This window comes from Paractinoplanes atraurantiacus, assembly GCF_900215205.1.
Taxonomy (GTDB): domain Bacteria; phylum Actinomycetota; class Actinomycetes; order Mycobacteriales; family Micromonosporaceae; genus Actinoplanes; species Actinoplanes atraurantiacus.
On record NZ_OBDY01000001.1, the window covers coordinates 670,867 to 689,275 of the forward strand.

The 18,409-nt window shown below is 70.2% G+C and carries 18 protein-coding genes; 11 read left to right on the plus strand and 7 right to left on the minus strand.

Features of this window, described 5'->3' with window-relative positions:
- The first annotated feature begins 17 nt into the window (after positions 1-17).
- Positions 18-749: a M50 family metallopeptidase gene (locus CRP55_RS03140; protein ID WP_097317893.1), complete on the plus strand. Its 732-nt coding sequence runs from the start codon at positions 18-20 to the stop codon at positions 747-749.
- Here the strand turns inward: CRP55_RS03140 and CRP55_RS03145 are convergent.
- Positions 744-2,312: an acyl-CoA carboxylase subunit beta gene (locus CRP55_RS03145; RefSeq protein WP_097317894.1), complete on the minus strand. Its 1,569-nt coding sequence runs from the start codon at positions 2,310-2,312 to the stop codon at positions 744-746. The genes CRP55_RS03140 and CRP55_RS03145 overlap by 6 nt on opposite strands.
- A gap of 119 nt (positions 2,313-2,431) precedes the next feature.
- On the opposite strand from CRP55_RS03145, the gene CRP55_RS03150 reads away from it, so the two are divergent.
- The 3 genes from CRP55_RS03150 to CRP55_RS03160 are packed head-to-tail and all read left to right on the plus strand — an operon-like array spanning position 2,432 to position 5,177.
- Positions 2,432-3,700: a hypothetical protein gene (locus CRP55_RS03150; RefSeq protein ID WP_143234377.1), complete on the plus strand. Its 1,269-nt coding sequence runs from the start codon at positions 2,432-2,434 to the stop codon at positions 3,698-3,700.
- 39 nt (positions 3,701-3,739) lie between these two features.
- A complete protein-coding gene (locus CRP55_RS03155; RefSeq protein WP_097317896.1) occupies positions 3,740-4,594 on the plus strand; it encodes a biotin--[acetyl-CoA-carboxylase] ligase in 855 nt (284 codons plus the stop codon).
- Between the two features lie 4 nt (positions 4,595-4,598).
- Positions 4,599-5,177: a PH domain-containing protein gene (locus CRP55_RS03160; protein ID WP_097318714.1), complete on the plus strand. Its 579-nt coding sequence runs from the start codon at positions 4,599-4,601 to the stop codon at positions 5,175-5,177.
- On the opposite strand, the gene CRP55_RS03165 is transcribed toward CRP55_RS03160, so the two are convergent.
- From CRP55_RS03165 to CRP55_RS03175, 3 genes are read right to left on the minus strand one after another with little or no spacing between them, the layout of a single operon-like run.
- Positions 5,155-5,691, minus strand: coding sequence for a GtrA family protein (locus tag CRP55_RS03165; protein ID WP_097317897.1), 537 nt, complete (start codon positions 5,689-5,691; stop codon positions 5,155-5,157). The genes CRP55_RS03160 and CRP55_RS03165 overlap by 23 nt on opposite strands.
- A gap of 27 nt (positions 5,692-5,718) precedes the next feature.
- Positions 5,719-6,273, minus strand: a complete 555-nt coding sequence (locus CRP55_RS03170) for a GtrA family protein (RefSeq protein WP_097317898.1) — start codon at positions 6,271-6,273, stop codon at positions 5,719-5,721.
- A gap of 22 nt (positions 6,274-6,295) precedes the next feature.
- Positions 6,296-7,069 carry a sigma-70 family RNA polymerase sigma factor gene (locus CRP55_RS03175; protein WP_097317899.1) on the minus strand — a complete coding sequence of 258 codons (774 nt, stop codon included), beginning with the start codon at positions 7,067-7,069 and terminating at the stop codon, positions 6,296-6,298.
- Positions 7,070-7,305: 236 nt separating this feature from the next.
- Between CRP55_RS03175 and CRP55_RS03180 the strand changes: the two genes are divergently transcribed.
- Genes CRP55_RS03180 through CRP55_RS03195 form a run of 4 tightly spaced genes read left to right on the plus strand, consistent with a single transcriptional unit; the run spans position 7,306 to position 12,000 of the window.
- Positions 7,306-9,150, plus strand: a complete 1,845-nt coding sequence (locus tag CRP55_RS03180) for a phosphoenolpyruvate carboxykinase (GTP) (protein ID WP_097317900.1) — start codon at positions 7,306-7,308, stop codon at positions 9,148-9,150.
- Between the two features lie 59 nt (positions 9,151-9,209).
- A complete protein-coding gene (locus CRP55_RS03185) occupies positions 9,210-10,043 on the plus strand; it encodes a hypothetical protein (RefSeq protein WP_097317901.1) in 834 nt (277 codons plus the stop codon).
- An 11-nt stretch (positions 10,044-10,054) separates the two neighbouring features.
- A complete protein-coding gene (locus CRP55_RS03190) occupies positions 10,055-11,185 on the plus strand; it encodes an NAD(P)/FAD-dependent oxidoreductase (RefSeq protein WP_097317902.1) in 1,131 nt (376 codons plus the stop codon).
- A gap of 32 nt (positions 11,186-11,217) precedes the next feature.
- Positions 11,218-12,000 carry an isoprenyl transferase gene (locus CRP55_RS03195; protein WP_097317903.1) on the plus strand — a complete coding sequence of 261 codons (783 nt, stop codon included), beginning with the start codon at positions 11,218-11,220 and terminating at the stop codon, positions 11,998-12,000.
- Here CRP55_RS03195 and otsB read toward each other — a convergent pair whose 3' ends face one another.
- Positions 12,001-12,807 (minus strand): trehalose-phosphatase, encoded by an 807-nt coding sequence (gene otsB, locus CRP55_RS03200; RefSeq protein ID WP_097318715.1) that lies wholly within the window; start codon positions 12,805-12,807, stop codon positions 12,001-12,003. It abuts the gene before it with no gap.
- Positions 12,808-13,102: 295 nt separating this feature from the next.
- On the opposite strand from otsB, the gene phoH2 reads away from it, so the two are divergent.
- From phoH2 to CRP55_RS03215, 3 genes are all read left to right on the plus strand, one after another.
- On the plus strand, positions 13,103-14,479 hold the full coding sequence (phoH2, locus tag CRP55_RS03205; RefSeq protein ID WP_097317904.1) for an RNA 5'-3' helicase PhoH2: 1,377 nt from the start codon (positions 13,103-13,105) through the stop codon (positions 14,477-14,479).
- 305 nt (positions 14,480-14,784) lie between these two features.
- Positions 14,785-15,528: an aggregation-promoting factor C-terminal-like domain-containing protein gene (locus CRP55_RS03210; RefSeq protein ID WP_097317905.1), complete on the plus strand. Its 744-nt coding sequence runs from the start codon at positions 14,785-14,787 to the stop codon at positions 15,526-15,528.
- Positions 15,529-15,599: 71 nt separating this feature from the next.
- Positions 15,600-16,388 (plus strand): S1 family serine peptidase, encoded by a 789-nt coding sequence (locus tag CRP55_RS03215; protein ID WP_097317906.1) that lies wholly within the window; start codon positions 15,600-15,602, stop codon positions 16,386-16,388.
- Here CRP55_RS03215 and CRP55_RS03220 read toward each other — a convergent pair.
- Entirely contained in the window at positions 16,382-17,017 is a 636-nt protein-coding gene (locus CRP55_RS03220; protein WP_097317907.1) for a rhomboid family intramembrane serine protease, read from the minus strand. The two genes, CRP55_RS03215 and CRP55_RS03220, sit on opposite strands and share 7 nt — an antisense overlap.
- 64 nt (positions 17,018-17,081) lie before the next feature.
- Positions 17,082-18,125: a class II fructose-bisphosphatase gene (glpX, locus tag CRP55_RS03225; RefSeq protein ID WP_097317908.1), complete on the minus strand. Its 1,044-nt coding sequence runs from the start codon at positions 18,123-18,125 to the stop codon at positions 17,082-17,084.
- Between the last annotated feature and the right edge of the window lie 284 nt (positions 18,126-18,409).

An 18,409-nucleotide genomic window follows, 5' to 3' on the forward strand; every position in this document is an offset into this window, starting at 1 on the left:
GGCTACAGTTCGGCGCTGTGTCGATCGAAGGTGTGACTGACTTCTGGGACAAGCTGCTCGGCGCCCAACCGGACCCGCCCGGTCTGCTGGTGCTGCTCACCGCGCTGGCCGGCCTGCTGGCCGTGTCGTTCCGCCCGGTGTGGCGGATCGCCCGCAACGCCGTCACGATCGCGCATGAGGGCGGTCACGCGCTGTTCGCGCTGTTGACCGGCCGTCGGCTGCGCGGCATCCGGCTGGAGTTCGACACGTCCGGTCTGACGCTGTCGTCGGGCCGCCCGACCGGCCCGGGCATGATGCTCACGCTGCTGGGCGGCTACATCGCGCCGTCGCTGGTCGGCCTGCTCGGCGCCTGGCTGCTCGGCGGCAACCGGATCACGCTGCTGCTGTGGCTGGCCGTGCTCCTGCTGCTGCTCATGCTGATCAACATCAGGAACCTGTTCGGCGTGGTCTCCCTGGTGGTGACGGGCGCGATCGTCTTCGTCGTCTCCTGGTACGCGTCTCCCGAGGTGCAGGCCGCGTTCGCGTACGCCGGCGTCTGGTTCCTGCTGTTCGGCGGCGTCCGCCCGGTCTTCGAGTTGCAGAGCCTGCGCCGCCGCGGCCGCATGCCCGAGTCGGACGCCGACCAGCTGGCCCACGTCACCCACGTCCCCGCGATCTTCTGGGTCGGCGTCTTCCTCGTGGTCAACCTGGTCGCCCTGGTCGTCGGCGCTTTCCTGCTCGCCGGCCAGTGGCTCCCGGCCAACTCATAGCGGAATGTTGCCGTGCTTCTTGGGGGGCAGGGTCTCGCGCTTGGAACGCAGCATCCGTAGCGCCTGGATCACCTGGGCGCGGGTCTCGGACGGCTGGATCACCGCGTCGACGTAGCCGCGCTCGGCGGCGATGTACGGGTTGGCGAGCGTGTCCTCGTACTCCTGGACGCGCTGGGCCCGGGTCTCCGCCGGTTCGCCGCGGTACAGGATGTTGACCGCGCCCTGGGCGCCCATCACCGCGATCTGCGCTGTCGGCCACGCGAAGTTCATGTCGGCGCCCAGGTGCTTGGAGCCCATCACGTCGTACGCGCCGCCGTAGGCCTTCCGGGTGATCACCGTGATCTTGGGGACGGTGGCTTCGGCGTACGCGTAAATCAGCTTTGCTCCTCGCCGGATGATGCCGTCCCACTCCTGTGTCGTGCCCGGCAGGAAACCCGGCACATCGACCAGGGTGAGCGCCGGAATGTTGAAGGCGTCGCACGTCCGGACGAATCGGGCCGCCTTCTCCGAGGCCGCGATGTCGAGCGTGCCCGCGAAGTGTGTCGGCTGGTTGGCGACCACGCCGACCGGGCGTCCCTCGACGCGGCCGAAGCCGACCACGATGTTCTGCGCGTAGAGCGACTGCACTTCGAGGAAGTCGTCGACGATCGTCTCCACGACCTTCTTGATGTCGTACGGCTGGTTGGCCGAGTCCGGGATCAAGGTGTCCAGCGCCAGATCGTCCTCCGAGGGGGACAGATCGGCCGGCATCTCGAACACGGCCGGCTCGTCGAGGTTGTTCGACGGCAGGTAGGACAGCAGCGCCCGCACGTAGTCGATCGCGTCGTCCTCGTCGGAGGCCAGGTAGTGGGCGTTGCCGCTGCGCGTGTTGTGGGTGCGGGCGCCGCCGAGCTCCTCCATCGCGACCTCTTCGCCGGTGACCGTCTTGATCACGTCGGGGCCGGTGATGAACATGTGCGAGGTCTGGTCGACCATCACGGTGAAGTCGGTGATGGCGGGGGAGTAGACGGCGCCGCCCGCGCACGGGCCCATGATCAGGGAGATCTGCGGGATGACGCCGCTGGCTCGCACGTTGCGGAAGAAGATGTCGGCGTAGAGGCCGAGCGCGACCACGCCCTCCTGGATGCGGGCGCCGCCGGAGTCGTTGATGCCGATGATCGGGCAGCCGGTCTTCATGGCCAGGTCGAGCACCTTGACGATCTTCTCGCCGAACACCTCGCCGAGTGATCCGCCGAAGACGGTGAAGTCCTGGGAGAAGACGCAGACCTGCCGGCCGTCGATCGTGCCGTAGCCGGTGACGACGCCGTCGCCGTACGGCCGGTTCTTCTCGAGCCCGAAGTTGGTCGAGCGGTGCCGGGCGAGCGCGTCGAGCTCCACGAAGGAGCCTTCGTCGAGCAGCATGGCGATCCGCTCGCGGGCGGTCTTCTTGCCCCGGGCGTGCTGTTTCTCGACGGCACGTTCGCTGCCGGCGTGCACGGCCTCGTCCGTACGGCGGGTGAGGTCCCCGATCTTTCCGGCGGTGGTGTGGATGTCGGCCTGGGCCGCGTCCGGCTGCGTCGTCACAGTGGTGCCTCACGCTTTCCGCGAAGGGTGGAAACAGCGGACTTGATCGTAGTGCGAGATCGGCTCGCGCGCCGCTACGGGTGCGTTTCGCACTCAATGCCCCATTCGTTACGCCTCACGTGACGAACTGGATGACCGCGGCCGGGATCGCCCTCATCGCCGGCGGCATCGCCACTCTGATCTGTTTCCGCAGCGTGCTGTTCCGTGTCGGCGGCCGGCGGGCGGGCCGGAGGGCGGTCCGCGAGGCCACGCGCACCGCGGTCCTGGAGGCCGAGGCGAAGGCCCCGCGCGGACCGGGAAGCCGCCGGCGCAGCCGTATCGCGCCGCCGCCGGAGGAGGACGAGCGCGGCGGACTCGCGATGATCGGCTTGGCCGCCGAGGAGGAGTGCGAGACCCCGGAGGCTCGCCCCAGGCGCCGGCGTCGCCGTCAGGACTTGATTGAGTACGCCGAGGAGCACCACCAGGCGCAGGAGCCCGCGGCCCCGGAGCTCGCGGAGGACGTCTTCCCGGAGCCGGCCCTGGTTCCCGGCCCGGCCCTCGAGCCGGAGGACCACCCGGACCTCGACCCGAGCCCGGATCTCGAGCCGGCCCGGGATCTCTCGCCGCGCCTGGATCCTGCGCTGAGTCTCGACCCTTCGCCGCGCCTGGATCCCGCGCTGAGTCTCGACCCTTCGCCGCGCCTGGATCCTGCGCTGAGTCTCGAACCCTCGCTGAGTCTTGACCCGGCCCTGAGCCGCGACCCCTCGCTGAGTCTCGACCCGGCCATGAGTCTCGACCCCGCCTCGAGCTTCGATCCCGAGGTGGAGCCGGCGTTCGGCGTGGTCCAGGAGGAGGTGAGGGAGCCGGAGCCCGCGCCGAGGTCCGCCGCCCGTCTCGGGCACCGGGTCGAAGGCTGGGTCCGCCCTGAATATCGGCAGACCCGCGACGAGCTGCCCTCCGGCGAGTACTGGACGCCGATCCCGGTCGAGCTCGACGCCGACCACGAGCCCTCGGCCAAGGGCTACGGCTGGCCGGTCGCGGTCGAGCGCCTTCCCCCGGTCCCCGATTATGAGCCGGCTACCGGTTTCGACCTCACCCCGGTCGAGGTGGAGCCCACCCAGGCCGTGCCCGTCTGGCCGCCCCTCGACGACGGCGAGCGCCCGGGCCGGATCCGCCTGCCCCGCGGCTGGCAGTCCCGCAACGAGAAGCGGCGGGCCGCGCGCGACCAGTCCCCGGCCCACAAGCAGCCGCTGGCCCGCGAGTGGCGCCCGGAGAACGAGCCCCCACCGGCCGAGCGCCGCCCCCGCCCGCGTCCCCGGCCCCGCCCGGCCGAGGCAACCCCGCCCCCGCCCCCGTCACACCCGAGCCGCGTCTACGTGAGCCGCCACGCCGCCGACCCACCCCAGTAAGGCGCGTCTGGGCCGGTGAGCTGGGCGGACTAGGCTCGGCTGATGTCGTCGCCGTACTCCGACCTTGACCGCCCTCCGCTGTCGGCCCGCGCTCTGGAGCGGGCGCTCGTGACGCCCGGCGGCTTTTGGCGGCGGCTTGATCTGCGGGCCGAGACGGCCTCGACCAACGCTGACGCGATCGCCGCCGCTCAGGCCGGTGAGCCCGAGGGGCTGGTGGTGGTGGCCGAGAGCCAGACCGCCGGCCGGGGCCGTCGTGATCGGCAGTGGACGTCGCCGCCGCGGGCCGGCCTGACCGTGAGTGTGCTGCTGCGACCCGGCGTACGGAATGAGGAAAGGGGTTGGCCCGCCGTTCCTCCCGGCGCCCTCGGGTGGCTGCCGCTGCTGGCCGGGGTCGCCCTGTGCGAGGCCGTGACCAGGGTGTCCGAGGTCGAAGCGGCCCTCAAGTGGCCGAACGACCTGCTCGTCGGTGGCGGCAAGTGCGCCGGCATCCTGGCCGAGGCCTCCGGTGACGCCGTCGTGATCGGCATCGGCCTCAACGTGAGCACCCGCGCCGAGGAGCTTCCGGAGACCAACGGCCTACCCGCCACCTCACTGCGAGTGGCCGGCGCCCCGGTCACCGACCGTGACCCTCTGCTGCGGGCGACACTGCGCGGCATCGCCTCCTGGTACCAGGGGTGGCGCGACGCGGACGGCGACGCCGAGATGTCCGGCCTGCTCGCGGCGTACCGGCGCAGTTGTGCCACGATCGGCCGTCAGGTTCGCGTGCTGCTGCCGGCCGGCGGGCCGCTGGAGGGCGAGGCCACCTCGGTCGACGCCGACGGCCGTCTCGTCGTCCGTACGGCGGACGGCGCCGACGATCGCGTCTCGGCGGGTGACGTGCTGCACGTACGCTGACGGCGTGGCGTTCCCGCAGGAAGTGCTGGCCGACGAGGAGGAGCTCGTCCTCCACCTGCGTCCGCATTGGAAGTCGGCCCTCCGCCCGGGCCTGATCGTGCTGCTCGCGGTCGTCGTGAGCACCGTGGCCTGGGTGATGCTGCCGACCAACGACGGCGGCCGCATCGGCTTCGCCGTGGTCGCTCTGATCATGCTCTACCAGGGCGTCCGGTACGGGGTGGCGCCGCTGGTGAAGTGGCGTTGCACCCACTACGTGCTGACCAGCGAGCGGATCCTGCTTCAGGACGGCGTGATCGCCCGGGAGCGGCGCGACCTGCCGCTCAACCGGGTCAACGACCACGTGGTCAACCAGTCGGTGCTCGACCGGGTCTTCGGGTCGGGGACGTTGAAGGTCGACTCGATCGGCGAGCAGGCCGTCCTGCTGGCCGCCGTCCCGCGGGCGCAGAGCGTGCAGACGCTGCTCTACGAGCTGATCGAGCAGGACCGCCTGCGGCACCCGGAGGACGAGGAAGAAGAAGAGGAGGAGCCGGAGCTGCCGGTGCAGCAGCGGCGCGGCCTGTTCAGGAGACAGGCGAAGAACTAGCCTTCGGCTCGTCCTCGGTGCTCAGCTCGGCCAGGCCGGCCGCGGCGTCGAGGTCGGCCAGCTCGGCCTCGTGGCCGTCGACCGGCGGCTTGAGGAAGACGAAGGTCCGGTAGGCCCAGAAGCGGAAGATCGTGGCGACCACGATGCCGAGCAGGGTGACACCCATGAACTCGTACTTGTTGTGCTCCTCCGTCAGCCCGAAGCCGTACTTGCCGATGGCGATGGCGCCGGACTGGATGACCATGCCGATCAGGTTGAAGCCGAAGAACAGCGTGTACTCGCGGCGCAGGGCCGTGCGCGTGTGGTGACGGTAGGTCCAGTAACGGTTGGCGAAGTACGCCAGGGTGGTCGTGATGACCGTGGCGACCACGCTCGCCTTGACCGCGCCGATCGGCAGCAACGCCCAGGTGATGGCCATGTAGAGCAGCGTGTTTCCGGCGCCGATGACACCGAACGCGATGGCTTCGGGGGCGAGACGGCGCAGGTGTGACGTCAGCGAACTGACTGAAGGCATTGGGCAACCTTACGGGAGAGTGGGCTGTTACGCCGTGTCACGAACGGGGGATGCAGGCGGCGTCACAGTCGCCCGGCTGTCGTGAGGGGGTGGCGGGCCCGGCGGGGTCGCAACGGGTGTCGCTGCCGAGGGGAAGACGAACCGGCGGTACGACCAGAAGCGGAACAGCGTGCCGACGGCGGTGCCGATCAGCTGCCCCGAGATGTTGTCCGCGAGCTTGGTCTGGAAGACCGGCCAGACGCTGCCCAGGCCGTAGTGGCTGATGGCCAGGCAGGCCAGCCCGATGCCCAGGCCGATGGCGTTGAGCACGAAGAACATGGTGTATTGCCGGGCCATGTTGGCGTGGGCCGCGTGCCGCCAGGTCCAGAACCGGTTGCCGGTGAACGCGACGGTGGTCGCCAGCACGGTCGAGATGGTCTTGGCCAGCAGCGTTTCCACGCCGGCCTGGAGCAACGCGTTGAAGATGGCGAGGTCGATCGCGAAGGAGATGGTCCCCACCGTGCCGAACTTGCCGAGCTCGCGGACGAGTCCCCGAATCCTTACGCGCAGGCCCGAGGGCTGCGTCGGCGAGATGTCGGGCACGGTCCGAGCGTACCGGGGGCCGTCACGCCCCGCTGTTTTCGTTGGCGAGTCTTAACCCGCGCTGCTGGTACGGAGGGTGCATGTCGCTGATCTCGGCGATCTCCGCCACGCGTTCGCGGCAGCCCGCGCACCAGCCCAGATGCAGGCGCATGCGGTTGCTGTCGCGGGGGGCGAGCCGCCCGCGCAGGTGCACGCCGAGGCGTTCGCCGGCCCACCGGCACTCGGGGTGCTTGGCCACCGCCACGTGCTGCTGGAGGTAGTTGCTGCGCAGGCCCTCGCGGGCCCGGTGGGCCAGCACGGCCACGGCGTTGGGGGTCATCCCGAGCATGCCGGCCACCTCGGACGGGCTGTTGCCCTCGACCGCGGTCTGCCACAGCACGTCGCGCCACCGCTCGGGCAGCTGCCGGAACGCGGCCGCGGCGTACGCCCGTTCCAGGCGGTCCAGTGCCGGGTCGGTGTAGGGCTGGCCCTCGTCGTAGCGGGTGAGGTCGTCGGTGAACTCGAGCCGCCGGTCGCGGCGGGCCCGGTGGTAACAGACGTGCCGCATGGTGGTGGCGAGGTACGCGCGGAAGGCGACCAGCGGTCCCCGTCCGGCCCGCAGGGCGGCGAAGACCTTGGCGAACGTCTCGGCCACCAGGTCGTCGGCGTCGGCCGGGTCGCGGGTGAGCCCGTACGCCAGGTGCCGGGCCGCGGCGTGGTGCCGTTGGTAGAGCGTGCCGTACGCCGCGGTGTCCCCTTCACGGACCGCCGCCAGTAGTTCGGTGTCCGTGTCGGTTGGACTGCCCGGGATGGTCATTCCTGCCTCCTAGGAGAGGAAAGCCCGATTACCCAAGCTTAGGGGGTTAAGTCCGTTTTGTGAAAGTCGCCGAACGGCGGGGCGCGACCCCGGCCGTTCCGGCGATGCTGCGCGGAACTGCGCTCAATGGCGAAGAATCGAACGTCTGCAAGCAAGGCTGCCGAGGATTGTGCGGTTATCCACAGCAACTACCGATGAACACAACGTTGCATCCCCTTAGGCTCTGGTAACTCCCCATGACTGCAAGTGGTCCTGGTCAACGCCGACCGAAGGAGATCACCGTGCCCCCTACTTCTCATCCCCGGCTGCTCGCCTGGATCGAGGAAGTAACCGCCCTGACCACTCCCGACCGCGTCGTCTGGTGCGACGGCTCGGAGCAGGAGTGGCGAAATCTCACCGATGCCCTGGTCGAATCGGGCTCGCTCGTGCGGCTCGACCCCGAGAAGAAGCCCAACTCGTTCTGGGCGCGCACCGACCCCGGCGACGTCGCCCGCGTCGAGGAGCGCACCTTCATCTGCTCGGCCGACGAGGCCGACGCCGGCCCCACCAACAACTGGATGGCGCCGGCCGAGATGAAGTCGACGATGACCGAGCTCTACCGGGGCTGCATGCGCGGCCGCACCATGTATGTCGTCCCGTTCTGCATGGGCCCGCTGGACGCCCCGAACCCGATGTTCGGGGTGGAGCTCACCGACAGCCCGTACGTCGTGGCCAGCATGCGCATCATGACCCGGATGGGATCCGGCGTTCTCGAGGCCATGGGAGAGGACGCCGATTTCGTGCCGGCCCTGCACTCGGTCGGCGCGCCGCTGGCGCCGGGGGAGAAAGACGTCCCCTGGCCGTGCAACGACACCAAGTACATCTCGCACTTCCCCGAGACCCGTGAGATCTGGTCGTTCGGCTCGGGTTACGGCGGCAACTCGCTGCTCGGCAAGAAGTGCTACGCGCTGCGCATCGCCAGCGTGGCCGCCCGCGACGAGGGCTGGCTGGCCGAGCACATGCTGATCATGAAGCTGACCTCGCCCGAGGGGCAGGTCCGCTACATCGCCGGCGCCTTCCCCTCGGCCTGCGGCAAGACCAACCTGGCCATGCTCGAGCCGACCCTGCCCGGCTGGAAGGTCGAGACCGTCGGCGACGACATCGCCTGGATGCGGTTCGGCTCCGACGGCCGCCTGTGGGCCACCAATCCCGAGTTCGGCCTGTTCGGCGTCGCTCCCGGCACCGACTTCCACACCAACCCGAACGCGATGCGCACCCTCGCCCGGGGCAACTCCGTCTTCACCAATGTCGCCCTCACCGACGACGGCGACATCTGGTGGGAGGGCATGGGCGAGCCGCCGGCCCACCTGACCGACTGGAAGAACCAGGACTGGACCCCGGAGTCGGAAAACCCTTCGAGCCACCCCAACAGCCGATTCTGTACGCCCATCGAGCAGTGCCCGATCCTCGCCGACGAATACCACGATCCTCGTGGGGTGCCGATCGACGCGATCCTGTTCGGCGGCCGCCGCCGAACGACGGTCCCGCTGGTCACCGAGGCCCGCGACTGGGTGCACGGCGTCTATCTGGGCGCGACCCTGTCGTCCGAGACCACCGCGGCCGCGGTCGGCCAGGTCGGTGTGGTGCGCCGCGACCCGATGGCCATGCTGCCGTTCATCGGCTACCACGCCGGCGACTACTTCCAGCACTGGATCGACATGGCCAAGGGCGCGCCCGGCGACGCCTGCAAACTGCCCAAGATCTTCTACGTGAACTGGTTCCGCCGCGGCGAAGATGGCCGTTTCCTGTGGCCGGGCTTCGGCGAGAACAGCCGGGTGCTCAAGTGGGTCGTCGAGCGGCTCGACGGCAAGGGCGAGGCGGTGGAGACCGCGATCGGCCACGTGCCCACCGCGGACGCCCTCGACCTGACCGGCCTCGACCTGGACGCCGACGATCTCGCCGCCGTGCTGCGCGTCGACCGCGAGGAGTGGCTGGCCGAGATTCCACAGGTCACCGAGTGGTTCACGAAGTTCGGCGACAAGCTGCCGGCCGTGCTGTGGTCCGAGTTGGACGCCCTGCGCGCCCGCCTGGCCGACGCCTGACCACCCGCGCCCGTCTCACCCTCGCGTGAGGCGGGCGCGCTCCGGGTACACGGAACACCGTGCCCCGCGCCCTTCGCGTCCTGATCGCCCTGCTGGTGACGACCGCCGCCGCCACCGTCGTGGTCGAGATCCTCAACTACTCGTACGCGCCCGAGCACGGCTTCGGCCTCGCGGTCCGCACCGGGTGGGCGCTGCTGCGTACCCTCGGCTGGCTCCTGTTGATCCGGCAGGTGCGCCGGTCACGTGCGGCGGCCCGTCCGCTCGGCCTGATCCTGGCCGTGACCACGATCTTCGCGGTGGGCCGCCTGGTCGTGCCGCGTGAGGGAGTTCCGCCCCGGCCGGGCGTGATCGGCTTCGCCGTCCTGGTCGTCCTCTGTGTCACGGTGGTCGCGCTGCTCTACCGGCACCCGGCCGCCCGCGAGCATCTGGTGCGCCATCCGAACCGGCTCGTGCTGACCCGCGAGGGCCTGTCGATGCGCGAGGCCGCTCCCCGGCGTGCCCCGGTCGCCGGGTGGCTGCTCACCGCGCGACTGGCCGCCTTCACCTACAGCCCGCTGATGCTGGTGCCGTGCCTCATCGCGTTCGGTGAGCTGCGCGACCGGCCACAGTGGCTGCTGGCCGTGGTGTTCTGGCTGTTCGCGGGCATCGCGGTCAGCTACGCCGTCCTGCTGTGCACGATCTTCCTGATGCGCGGCAAGGCCGGGGCGCGCCGGGCCCTGGGCTGGCTGACCTTCTTCGTCCTGCTCTGGGACCTGCCGCTCTGCTACTTCCTGCTCGGGACGGACGGCCTGATCCGTGACGGCGCTCCGCTGCTGGCCGCCGCGCTGCTGACCTGGTACGCCTTGTACCGGGCCGCCGCGGTGGCCGACATCCCCGCCGAGGTGCGCACCTGAGGAGGGCCGGCATGCCGGTCGAGAGCTTCGACGTGGTGGTGGCCGGCGCCGGTCCGGCCGGTGCCGCCGCCGCGGTCGCCGCCGCCCGGGCCGGCGCGAGAGTGCTGCTGCTCGACCGGGCCGACTTTCCTCGCGACAAGGTGTGCGGCGACGGCATCGCGGCCGAGGCGGTCGCCGTCCTCGACGGCCTCGGCGTGTCCGGGGTGACCGATGGTTACCCGGCCGTCGAACGGTTGCGCCTGGTCGGTCCGGGTGGCTCGGCGGTGGCCCGGCCGCTGCCGCGGCCGGCGCACACGGTTCCCCGGCGGGTCTTCGACGAACGGCTGGTGCGGGCGGCGGTCGCGGCGGGGGCGGAGTTGCGGCGTCATTCCGTACGCCGGGTGAGCGATCACGGCGACGGTGTCGTCATCGACGATCTCGTGCGGGCGCGGGTGCTCATCGGGGCCGACGGCGCCGGCTCGGTCGTACGCCGGCAGCTCGGCCACCCGCTCAACCCGCCCGGCCACCTCGCCATCGCCGTCCGCGGCTACGCGCCGACCACCAACACCGGCGAACAGGTCATCATCACCACGCGGCAGCGCTGGCCCGCGTACGCCTGGGAGTTCCCGCTCGGCGACGGCACCGCCAACGTCGGCTACGGGGAGGTTCTCCGTGGGGTGCCGCTCTCCCGGGCGTACCTCTTGGAAAGAATGAGGGACCTCCTGACCGGCGCCGAACCGGCCGGCGTGCGGGGGCACCACCTGCCTCTCTCGACACACCGGCCGCCGCCGGGACGCGGCCGCGTGCTGCTCGCGGGCGACGCCCTCTCGCTGATCAACCCGTTCACCGGGGAGGGGATCTTCTACGCCGTGCTCTCCGGCTCGCTGGCCGGCGCCGCCGCCGCGGCCGGACCCGAACGGGTGGCCGAGCGCTATCGCGACGCCCTGCGCCGGCGGCTCGGACGGCATTTGCGGCACTCGGGCTTCGCGGCCTGGCTCAGCCGCCGGCCGAGCGTGGTCGACGCGGCGGTGGGGGCGGCCGCCCGAGATGGTGGCGTTTTCGACCGGATGGTGGAGCTGGGCCTCGGTGACGGGGTTTTCGACGCTCGCACGATCGGACTCATCACCTTGCGGTTGAGTCACCGTCGCCGAGCCCACCCTTGAGTGGCTACCGGAGCGGGCTAGGGTTTGATGCGATGAGTCTGCGGTCCCTGATCTCCACTCCGTTCTACCGCGTGTACGAACGGCGGCTGGCCGGCAAGCTGGCCGGCAAGCCCGTGCCCCAGCACGTCGGCGTCATGTGCGACGGCAACCGTCGCTGGGCCCGTGAAATGGGGTTCGTCGACCCCAACGACGGCCACCGCGTCGGCGCCGCCCGTGTCAAGGAGCTGCTGACCTGGTGCGACCAGGCCGGCATCAAGCACGTCACGCTCTACCTGCTGGCCACCGACAACCTGCGGCGCCCGGCGGCCGAGCTCGACCCGCTGCTCCAGATCATCGAAGATCTGGCCAGCGAGCTGGCCGAGGAGGGCAACCCGTGGCGGCTGCGCATCGTCGGCGCCCTCGACATCCTGCCCGCCTCCACGGCCACCGTGCTCAAGGCGGCCCAGGAGAAGACCCGCAACCGCACGATCGGTGTCGAGGTCAACATGGCGGTCGGGTACGGCGGTCGCCGCGAGATCGCCGACGCGGTGCGCTCCCTGCTGCACGAGCAGGCCGCGGCCGGCCGCACGATCGAGGAGATGGCCGAGATCCTCGACGTCGACCACATCGCCGAGCACCTCTACACCCGCGGCCAGCCCGATCCCGACCTGGTCATCCGCACCAGCGGCGAGCAGCGGCTCTCCGGCTTCCTGCTGTGGCAGTCGGCGCACTCGGAGTTCTATTTCCACGACGCCAACTGGCCCGATTTCCGCCGGATCGACTTCCTCCGGGCGCTGCGGTCGTACGGCAACCGGCAGCGCCGTTTCGGCGCCTGACTAGAAGCGCTCGAGGCCCTCGGCGAGGAACTGAGCGACCGCGCCGGGGGAGTCGAGGGTCAGGTCGGCCGCGCTGGACACCTCGGCGCCGGTCTCGGGGTTGGCCACGGCCACCGCGACACCGAAGAACGACGGGTCGACCGCCTCGCGGGCGCGCAGAGCGTCGAACGCCTTGATGTCGGACATGTCGTCACCGAAATACCACGCGCAGCCCGCGTCGCGGACGCCCTCGGTGATGACCATGCCCTTGTCCTGGTCGACCGGCGGCTTGAGCTCGACCACCATGCGGCCGGCCTGGATGCGCAGGCCTTTCGCCTCGGCCTGCTCGTGACCCCAGCGCTCGACCTCGCCGGCCCGCTGCGGGGCCGTGCGGTAGTGCAGGGCCACGGAAAGACGCTTGTACTCCACCAGGACGTCGCCGGGCAGCTCGGTCTTGGCCCGCTCGGCCAGCTCGGCCATGGCCGGCACCCAGGGCAGCGCGGCCGGCTCGGTGACGACCTCGCCCTCGTGCCACACCTCGAGGCCGTACAGGCCGTAGAGGTCGACGCCCTCGAGCGAGGAGAAACGGGACCGCAGGAAGCTGACCGGACGGGCCGACACGATGGCGACACGCTGCACCACGGTGGCGAGCTTTTCGAGCACGCCCAGCACGGACGGCACCGGCTGCGACGCGTCCGGGTCGTCGGTGACCGGCGAGAGCACGCCGTCGAAGTCGAAGAAGAACGTGGTCCGTTGCCTGTGCTCGGCGGTGAACGCCCAGGCCTCGGCGATGCCCTCGTTCTGGAGGCCCTCGCTCTGACGGCTCAGCGGATGGGTCGGACGCGGAGTCTGTGCCACGACGCTCAGATTACCCGCCGAGGGTGACGTTTCATGCGCGCAAAATTAGCCGAGAGTTGGACGTCACCCGTTTTTGCGTACTACCGCGTACGGCTGATGACCGCTAGCGTTTGAGTCATGGCACGGGGTCATCCCGAGCCAGCCGGCCGGCCCGGACCTGCGACAAGTGCGCCACGGGGCCTGCAATCCGTCCCGTGCATGAGATCGGGCGCCGGAGGTGGCGGACCGCGGGCGTACCGGGTTGCACGCCCGCTGGAGCAGGCCTGTGACATCACGCCGATCTGACGCCGACGTCGCTAAGTCTTCACGTGACTCGGCCGCCAAAGTCTCCGGAACCATGGAACCGGCCCGAGAGGGCCGTGTTTTCGTTCTGGACACCTCGGTCCTGCTGTCCGACCCGGCGGCGTTCCGCCGGTTCTCCGATCACGAGGTGGTCATCCCCCTCGTCGTGATCTCCGAGTTGGAGGGAAAACGCCACCATCCCGAGTTGGGCTGGTTCGCTCGCCAGTCGCTGCGCTTCCTGGACGAGCTCCGGATCAAGTTCGGCCGGCTCGACGAGCCGGTGCTCTGCAACGACGAGGGCGGCACGCTGCGGGTCGAGCTCAACCACGCCGACCAGAGCGTCCTGCCGCATGGCTTCCGCAACGACGCCAACGACACCCGGATCCTCTCGGTGGCGCTGGGGCTCGCGGCCGAGGGCCGCGAGGTCACGCTCGTCAGCAAGGACATGCCGCTGCGGGTCAAGGCGGCCTCGGTCGGCCTCACCGCCGACGAGTACCGGCACGGGCAGGCCAGCGACCCCACCTGGACCGGCATGGCCGATCTCAAGCTCGGTGAGGACCAGGTCAGCGCGCTCTACGGCGGTGAGGAGCTGGAGCTCGAGGAGACCGAGCGCCTGCCCTGCCACACCGGCCTGGTGATCCACTCACCGCGCGGGTCGGCGCTGGCCCGGGTCAACCCCGACAAGTCGGTACGGCTGGTGCGCGGCGACCGGGAGGCCTTCGGCATCCGCGGCCGCTCGGCCGAGCAGCGCGTGGCCCTCGACCTGCTGCTCGACGAGTCGATCGGCATCGTCTCGCTCGGCGGCCGGGCCGGCACCGGCAAGTCGGCGCTGGCGCTCTGCGCGGGCCTCGAGGCCACGATGGAGCGCAACCGCCACAAAAAGGTCATCGTGTTCCGCCCGCTCTACGCGGTCGGCGGCCAGGAGCTGGGATATCTGCCCGGCACCGAGAACGAGAAGATGTCGCCCTGGGCCCAGGCCGTCTTCGACACGCTCGGCGCGGTCGCGCACGCGAACGTGGTCGAGGAGGTGATGGCCCGCGGGATGCTCGAGGTGCTGCCGCTGACCCACATCCGCGGCCGGAGCCTGCACGACGCCTTCGTGATCGTCGACGAGGCACAGTCGCTGGAGCGCAACGTGCTGCTGACGGTGCTCTCCCGCATCGGGCAGGGCTCGCGGGTGGTCCTCACCCACGACGTGGCGCAGCGCGACAACCTGCGGGTGGGCCGGCACGACGGCGTCACCGCCGTGATCGAGGCCCTCAAGGGACACCCGATCTTCGCCCACGTGACGCTGACCCGATCGGAGCGTTCGCCCATCGCCGAGGTGGTCACCGATCTCCTCGAAGAGATTCCACTCTGAGTGATCGCTACACTCCGTAAGGTGACAACGGTGTTCCCTTCGGAGTGACGCGATTTCTGCGCTCTTTCACCCGATTTGAGCGTGAAATTGGAGTGAGCAAAGTCACAACCCCGCTCTGACGTTTCACATCCACTTCACGGTGCGCCATGGTGTCTGGCGAGCGCCATGCGTGGTCATCGTTGTCGGGAGATCGACTTCGGGCCACCTCCCCGGCCCGAGTGGTCGCGGTGCTCGCGGCACGCCCCACCACCATTTCCCCTGGTGGAGGACGTGCCGCGTCATTGCCCCCGACGAAGGGAACCTTCGTGAATCGGCTCTGGAGCCGGGTCGGAGTACGAGTCACCGCGGTCGGCCTGCTTGTCGCGGGCGCCGCCGGAGGTGTCTACCTCGGACAGGACCGGGAAGTCCAGCAGACGAGTGCCGGAGCGCAACTTGTCGTGCAGGCGAGCGTCGACGACACCGTCCTGCTGAAGCAGCGCCAGGCCGCGCACGCCGCGGACCGCGCGCAGCGCAGCCAGGCCGAGGCCGGCGCCGCCGAGAAAGCCGCCGCCGCGGCCAAGGTCTCCGCCGCTCAGGCGCACTCGACCGAGCAAAAGGTGATTGCTCAGAAGAAGGCGGCCGAGGCGAAGAAGGCGGCCGAGGAAGCCGCCAAGAAGGCGGCCGAGGCCAAGAAGAAGGCCGAGGAGTCCGAGGAGAGCAGCGGCCCCACCGAGTACACGGGCGAGATCCCCGCCTCCTGTGACGAATACTCGGGCGCCCGGGCGACCGGCTGCGCGCTGATGATCGCCGCGGGCTTCGGCATCGACCAGTTCCCGTGCCTCAACAAGCTGTGGGACAAGGAAAGCGGCTGGAACTACAAGGCCAGCAACCCCAGCTCCGGTGCGTACGGCATCCCCCAGTCGCTGCCCGGCAGCAAGATGGCCTCCGAGGGTGACGACTGGAAGACCAACCCGGCGACCCAGATCAAGTGGGGCCTCGGCTACATCGAGGGCCGGTACGACACGCCCTGCGGCGCCTGGTCGCACTCGCAGGACACTGGTTGGTACTAAGTAGACAAGAGTTTCACGAACGGGCCGCGCGGCAAACCGCGCGGCCCGTTTCCTTGTGATCAAATGTCCATATGGTCCGAAATGCCGCTTCACTGGTCATGATCGGTGTCCTCGCGGCAGTGCTGGGCGCGGGCTCTTCACCGGCACACGCCGGCGGAGAGCCCCGCCCGGTTCGCGAGGTGGTCGGCGGCACCGTGGCGCCGCAGGGCAAGTTCCCCTGGGTGGTGCGGCTCTCCATGGGCTGCGGCGGGACGCTGGTCGCGCCCCGCGTGGTGCTGACCGCGGGCCATTGCGTCGACGGCACCGGCGCCACCGACCGGATCGAGGTCACCGCGGGCGTCTCCGACCTCAAGTCGCGCCGGGCGCTGACCGCCCGCAGCGTCTCGGTCATCCGCGCCGCCGGCTTCAAGGACGAGACCCGCGGCGACGACTGGGCGCTCGTCCAGATGGACCGGGTGCTGCACCTGCCCGTGCTGCCGATCTCACCCGAGACGATCGGTAAGGGCCGCTACACGGTGATGGGCTGGGGGCAGACCCGCGAGGACTCCATCAAGCAGGAGCGGCGGCTGCACTACGCCACGGTTCCCATGGTGCCCGACGCGAGCTGCGCGAAGGCGTACCTCAAAGCGGGGGTGAAGCTCGTCCGCGACGAGCAGATGTGCGCCGGAGACCGGCGGGTCGACACCTGCCAGGGCGACAGCGGCGGCCCGATGGTCGATCAGGACCGGCGTGGCCAGTGGGTGCAGGTGGGCATCGTGAGCTGGGGGCTCGGCTGCGCGCGGGACGGCTATCCGGGCGTCTACACCCAGATCAGCACCTTCCGCCCCGCGATCGTGGCCGCGCTGCGCCAACTTCAGTAGGCCACTGCCTTCGGCCTTTTCCGCCGGAACAGGATCGCGGCGATCACGCCGCCGAGCAGGCCCAGCAGGTGACCCTGCCAGGAGACCGGCTGGTCGGTCGGCAGGATGTTGTAGATCTGGTACCAGTAGAGCAGGCCGATGAACGCGGCCACGCCCAGGTTCCACCAGCTCCGCTCGACCAGGCCGCGGGTCACCAGCAGGCCGAGGTAGCCGAAGATGACGCCGCTCGCGCCGACCACGACGCTGTTGGGGTCGCCGACGAACCAGACGCCCAGACCGCTCACCAGCATGATCACGAAGGTCGACCAGATGAACCGCCGGACCCCGCCGGCCAGGGCGAACGTGCCGACCAGGATCAGCGGGACGGCGTTGCCGTAGAGGTGGTCCCACCCGGCGTGCAGGAACGGGCTGAACAGCACGCCGTCGAGCCCGGCGATGCGGTGCGGGATGATGCCGCCGGCCACGTCGAGCTGGCCGGAGCCGATGCCGACGTCGATCGCCTCGATGAGGAAGAGGACGGGAATGACGGCGCACATGGTCAGGAACGCGCGCCCGAGGGACGCGTAGAACTCGTCGGTGCCGAACTTGGCCTCGGCCTCTGCGCGGGTCGTATCTGCCCCGTAACTCATTGGTCAATGGTTCCAGGGTCCGGCAAGGCCCGCCAACAGTTGGCGGGCCTCACCTTCCTGAGAGTTAGATGACCGGTTCACCCTCGCCGAGGGGAACGGTCGGCAGATGGCCGTCGAAGTCGATGGCCGAATAGAGGGCGAGCTTCTCCAGCCGGTGGTACGAGTCGATGACCCGGATCGTGCCGCTCTTGGACCGCATGACGATCGACTGGGTGTGCGCCCCGCCGGAGCGGTAGCGCACGCCCTTGAGCAGGTCACCGCTGGTCACGCCGGTGGCCACGAAGAAGCAGTTGTCGCCGGTGACCAGGTCGTCGGTGGTCAGCACCCGGTCGAGGTCGTGCCCGGCGGCGATCGCCTTCTCCCGCTCGGCGTCGTCGTGCGGCCACAACTTGGCTTGGATCATGCCGCCGAGGCACTTGATGGCGCAGGCGGCGGTGATGCCCTCCGGGGTGCCGCCGATGCCCATCAGCACGTCCACGTCGGACTCGGCCCGGGCGGCCGAGATGGCGCCGGCGATGTCGCCGTCGGAGATGAACTTGATGTTCGCGCCGGCCTGGCGCACCTCCTCGACCAGCTTGGCGTGGCGCGGCCGGTCGAGGATGCAGACGGTGACGTCGGAGATGCTGGACCGCTTGGCCTTGGCGATGCGGCGCAGATTTTCGGCGGTGCCGGCGTTGATGTCGACGACGTCGGCGCAATCCGGCCCGACGGCGATCTTGTCCATGTAGAAGACGGCGCTCGGGTCGAACATGGCGCCGCGCTCGGCCACGGCGAGCACGGCCACGGCGCCGGGCATGCCCTTGCTCATCAGCGTGGTGCCGTCGATCGGGTCCACCGCCACGTCCACCTCGGGACCGGTGCCGTCGCCGACCCGCTCACCGTTGTAGAGCATGGGCGCCTCGTCCTTCTCGCCCTCGCCGATGACCACGGTGCCGCGCATCTGAATCGAATTGATCAGCTTGCGCATGGCGTCGACGGCCGCGCCGTCCCCACCGTTCTTGTCGCCGCGACCGACCCAGCGGCCGGCCGCCATGGCCGCGGCCTCGGTGACACGAACAAGATCGAGGGCGATGTTGCGATCGAGATCCTGCGGGACCCGTGCTGGCATGGGCGCCTCCTCGCGACTCTGCGGGGCTGGTGAGTAACCCGATCCTCACATGTACGGATGTGCAAAGTCCCGCCCCAGCGACATGGTTAACAATGGGTGAGTGGAACCAGCCGCACCGGACACCTCCGCCCCTTCCGCCCCTCAGGCCACGCCGCCGCCCGCCGCCGGCCCCGCGCCCGCTTCCGGCCCCGCACCCGCCGCCGGCCCCGTACCCGCCGCCGGCTCCGCGCCTGCTTCCGGCCCCGCACCCGCCTCCGGTTCCGCGGCTGCCTCTGGTCCCTTGG

Bases quoted from the DNA above. Each gene is read 5' to 3' on its own strand.
- CRP55_RS03165 (WP_097317897.1), bottom strand. From the start codon at position 5,691: ATGCCTTCAGTCAGTTCGCTGACGTCACACCTGCGCCGTCTCGCCCCC.
- CRP55_RS03175 (WP_097317899.1), bottom strand. From the start codon at position 7,069: ATGACCATCCCGGGCAGTCCAACCGACACGGACACCGAACTACTGGCG.
- CRP55_RS03180 (WP_097317900.1), top strand. From the start codon at position 7,306: ATGACTGCAAGTGGTCCTGGTCAACGCCGACCGAAGGAGATCACCGTG.
- CRP55_RS03190 (WP_097317902.1), top strand. From the start codon at position 10,055: ATGCCGGTCGAGAGCTTCGACGTGGTGGTGGCCGGCGCCGGTCCGGCC.
- CRP55_RS03195 (WP_097317903.1), top strand. From the start codon at position 11,218: ATGAGTCTGCGGTCCCTGATCTCCACTCCGTTCTACCGCGTGTACGAA.
- CRP55_RS03215 (WP_097317906.1), top strand. From the start codon at position 15,600: ATGGTCCGAAATGCCGCTTCACTGGTCATGATCGGTGTCCTCGCGGCA.
- CRP55_RS03220 (WP_097317907.1), bottom strand. From the start codon at position 17,017: ATGAGTTACGGGGCAGATACGACCCGCGCAGAGGCCGAGGCCAAGTTC.
- glpX (WP_097317908.1), bottom strand. From the start codon at position 18,125: ATGCCAGCACGGGTCCCGCAGGATCTCGATCGCAACATCGCCCTCGAT.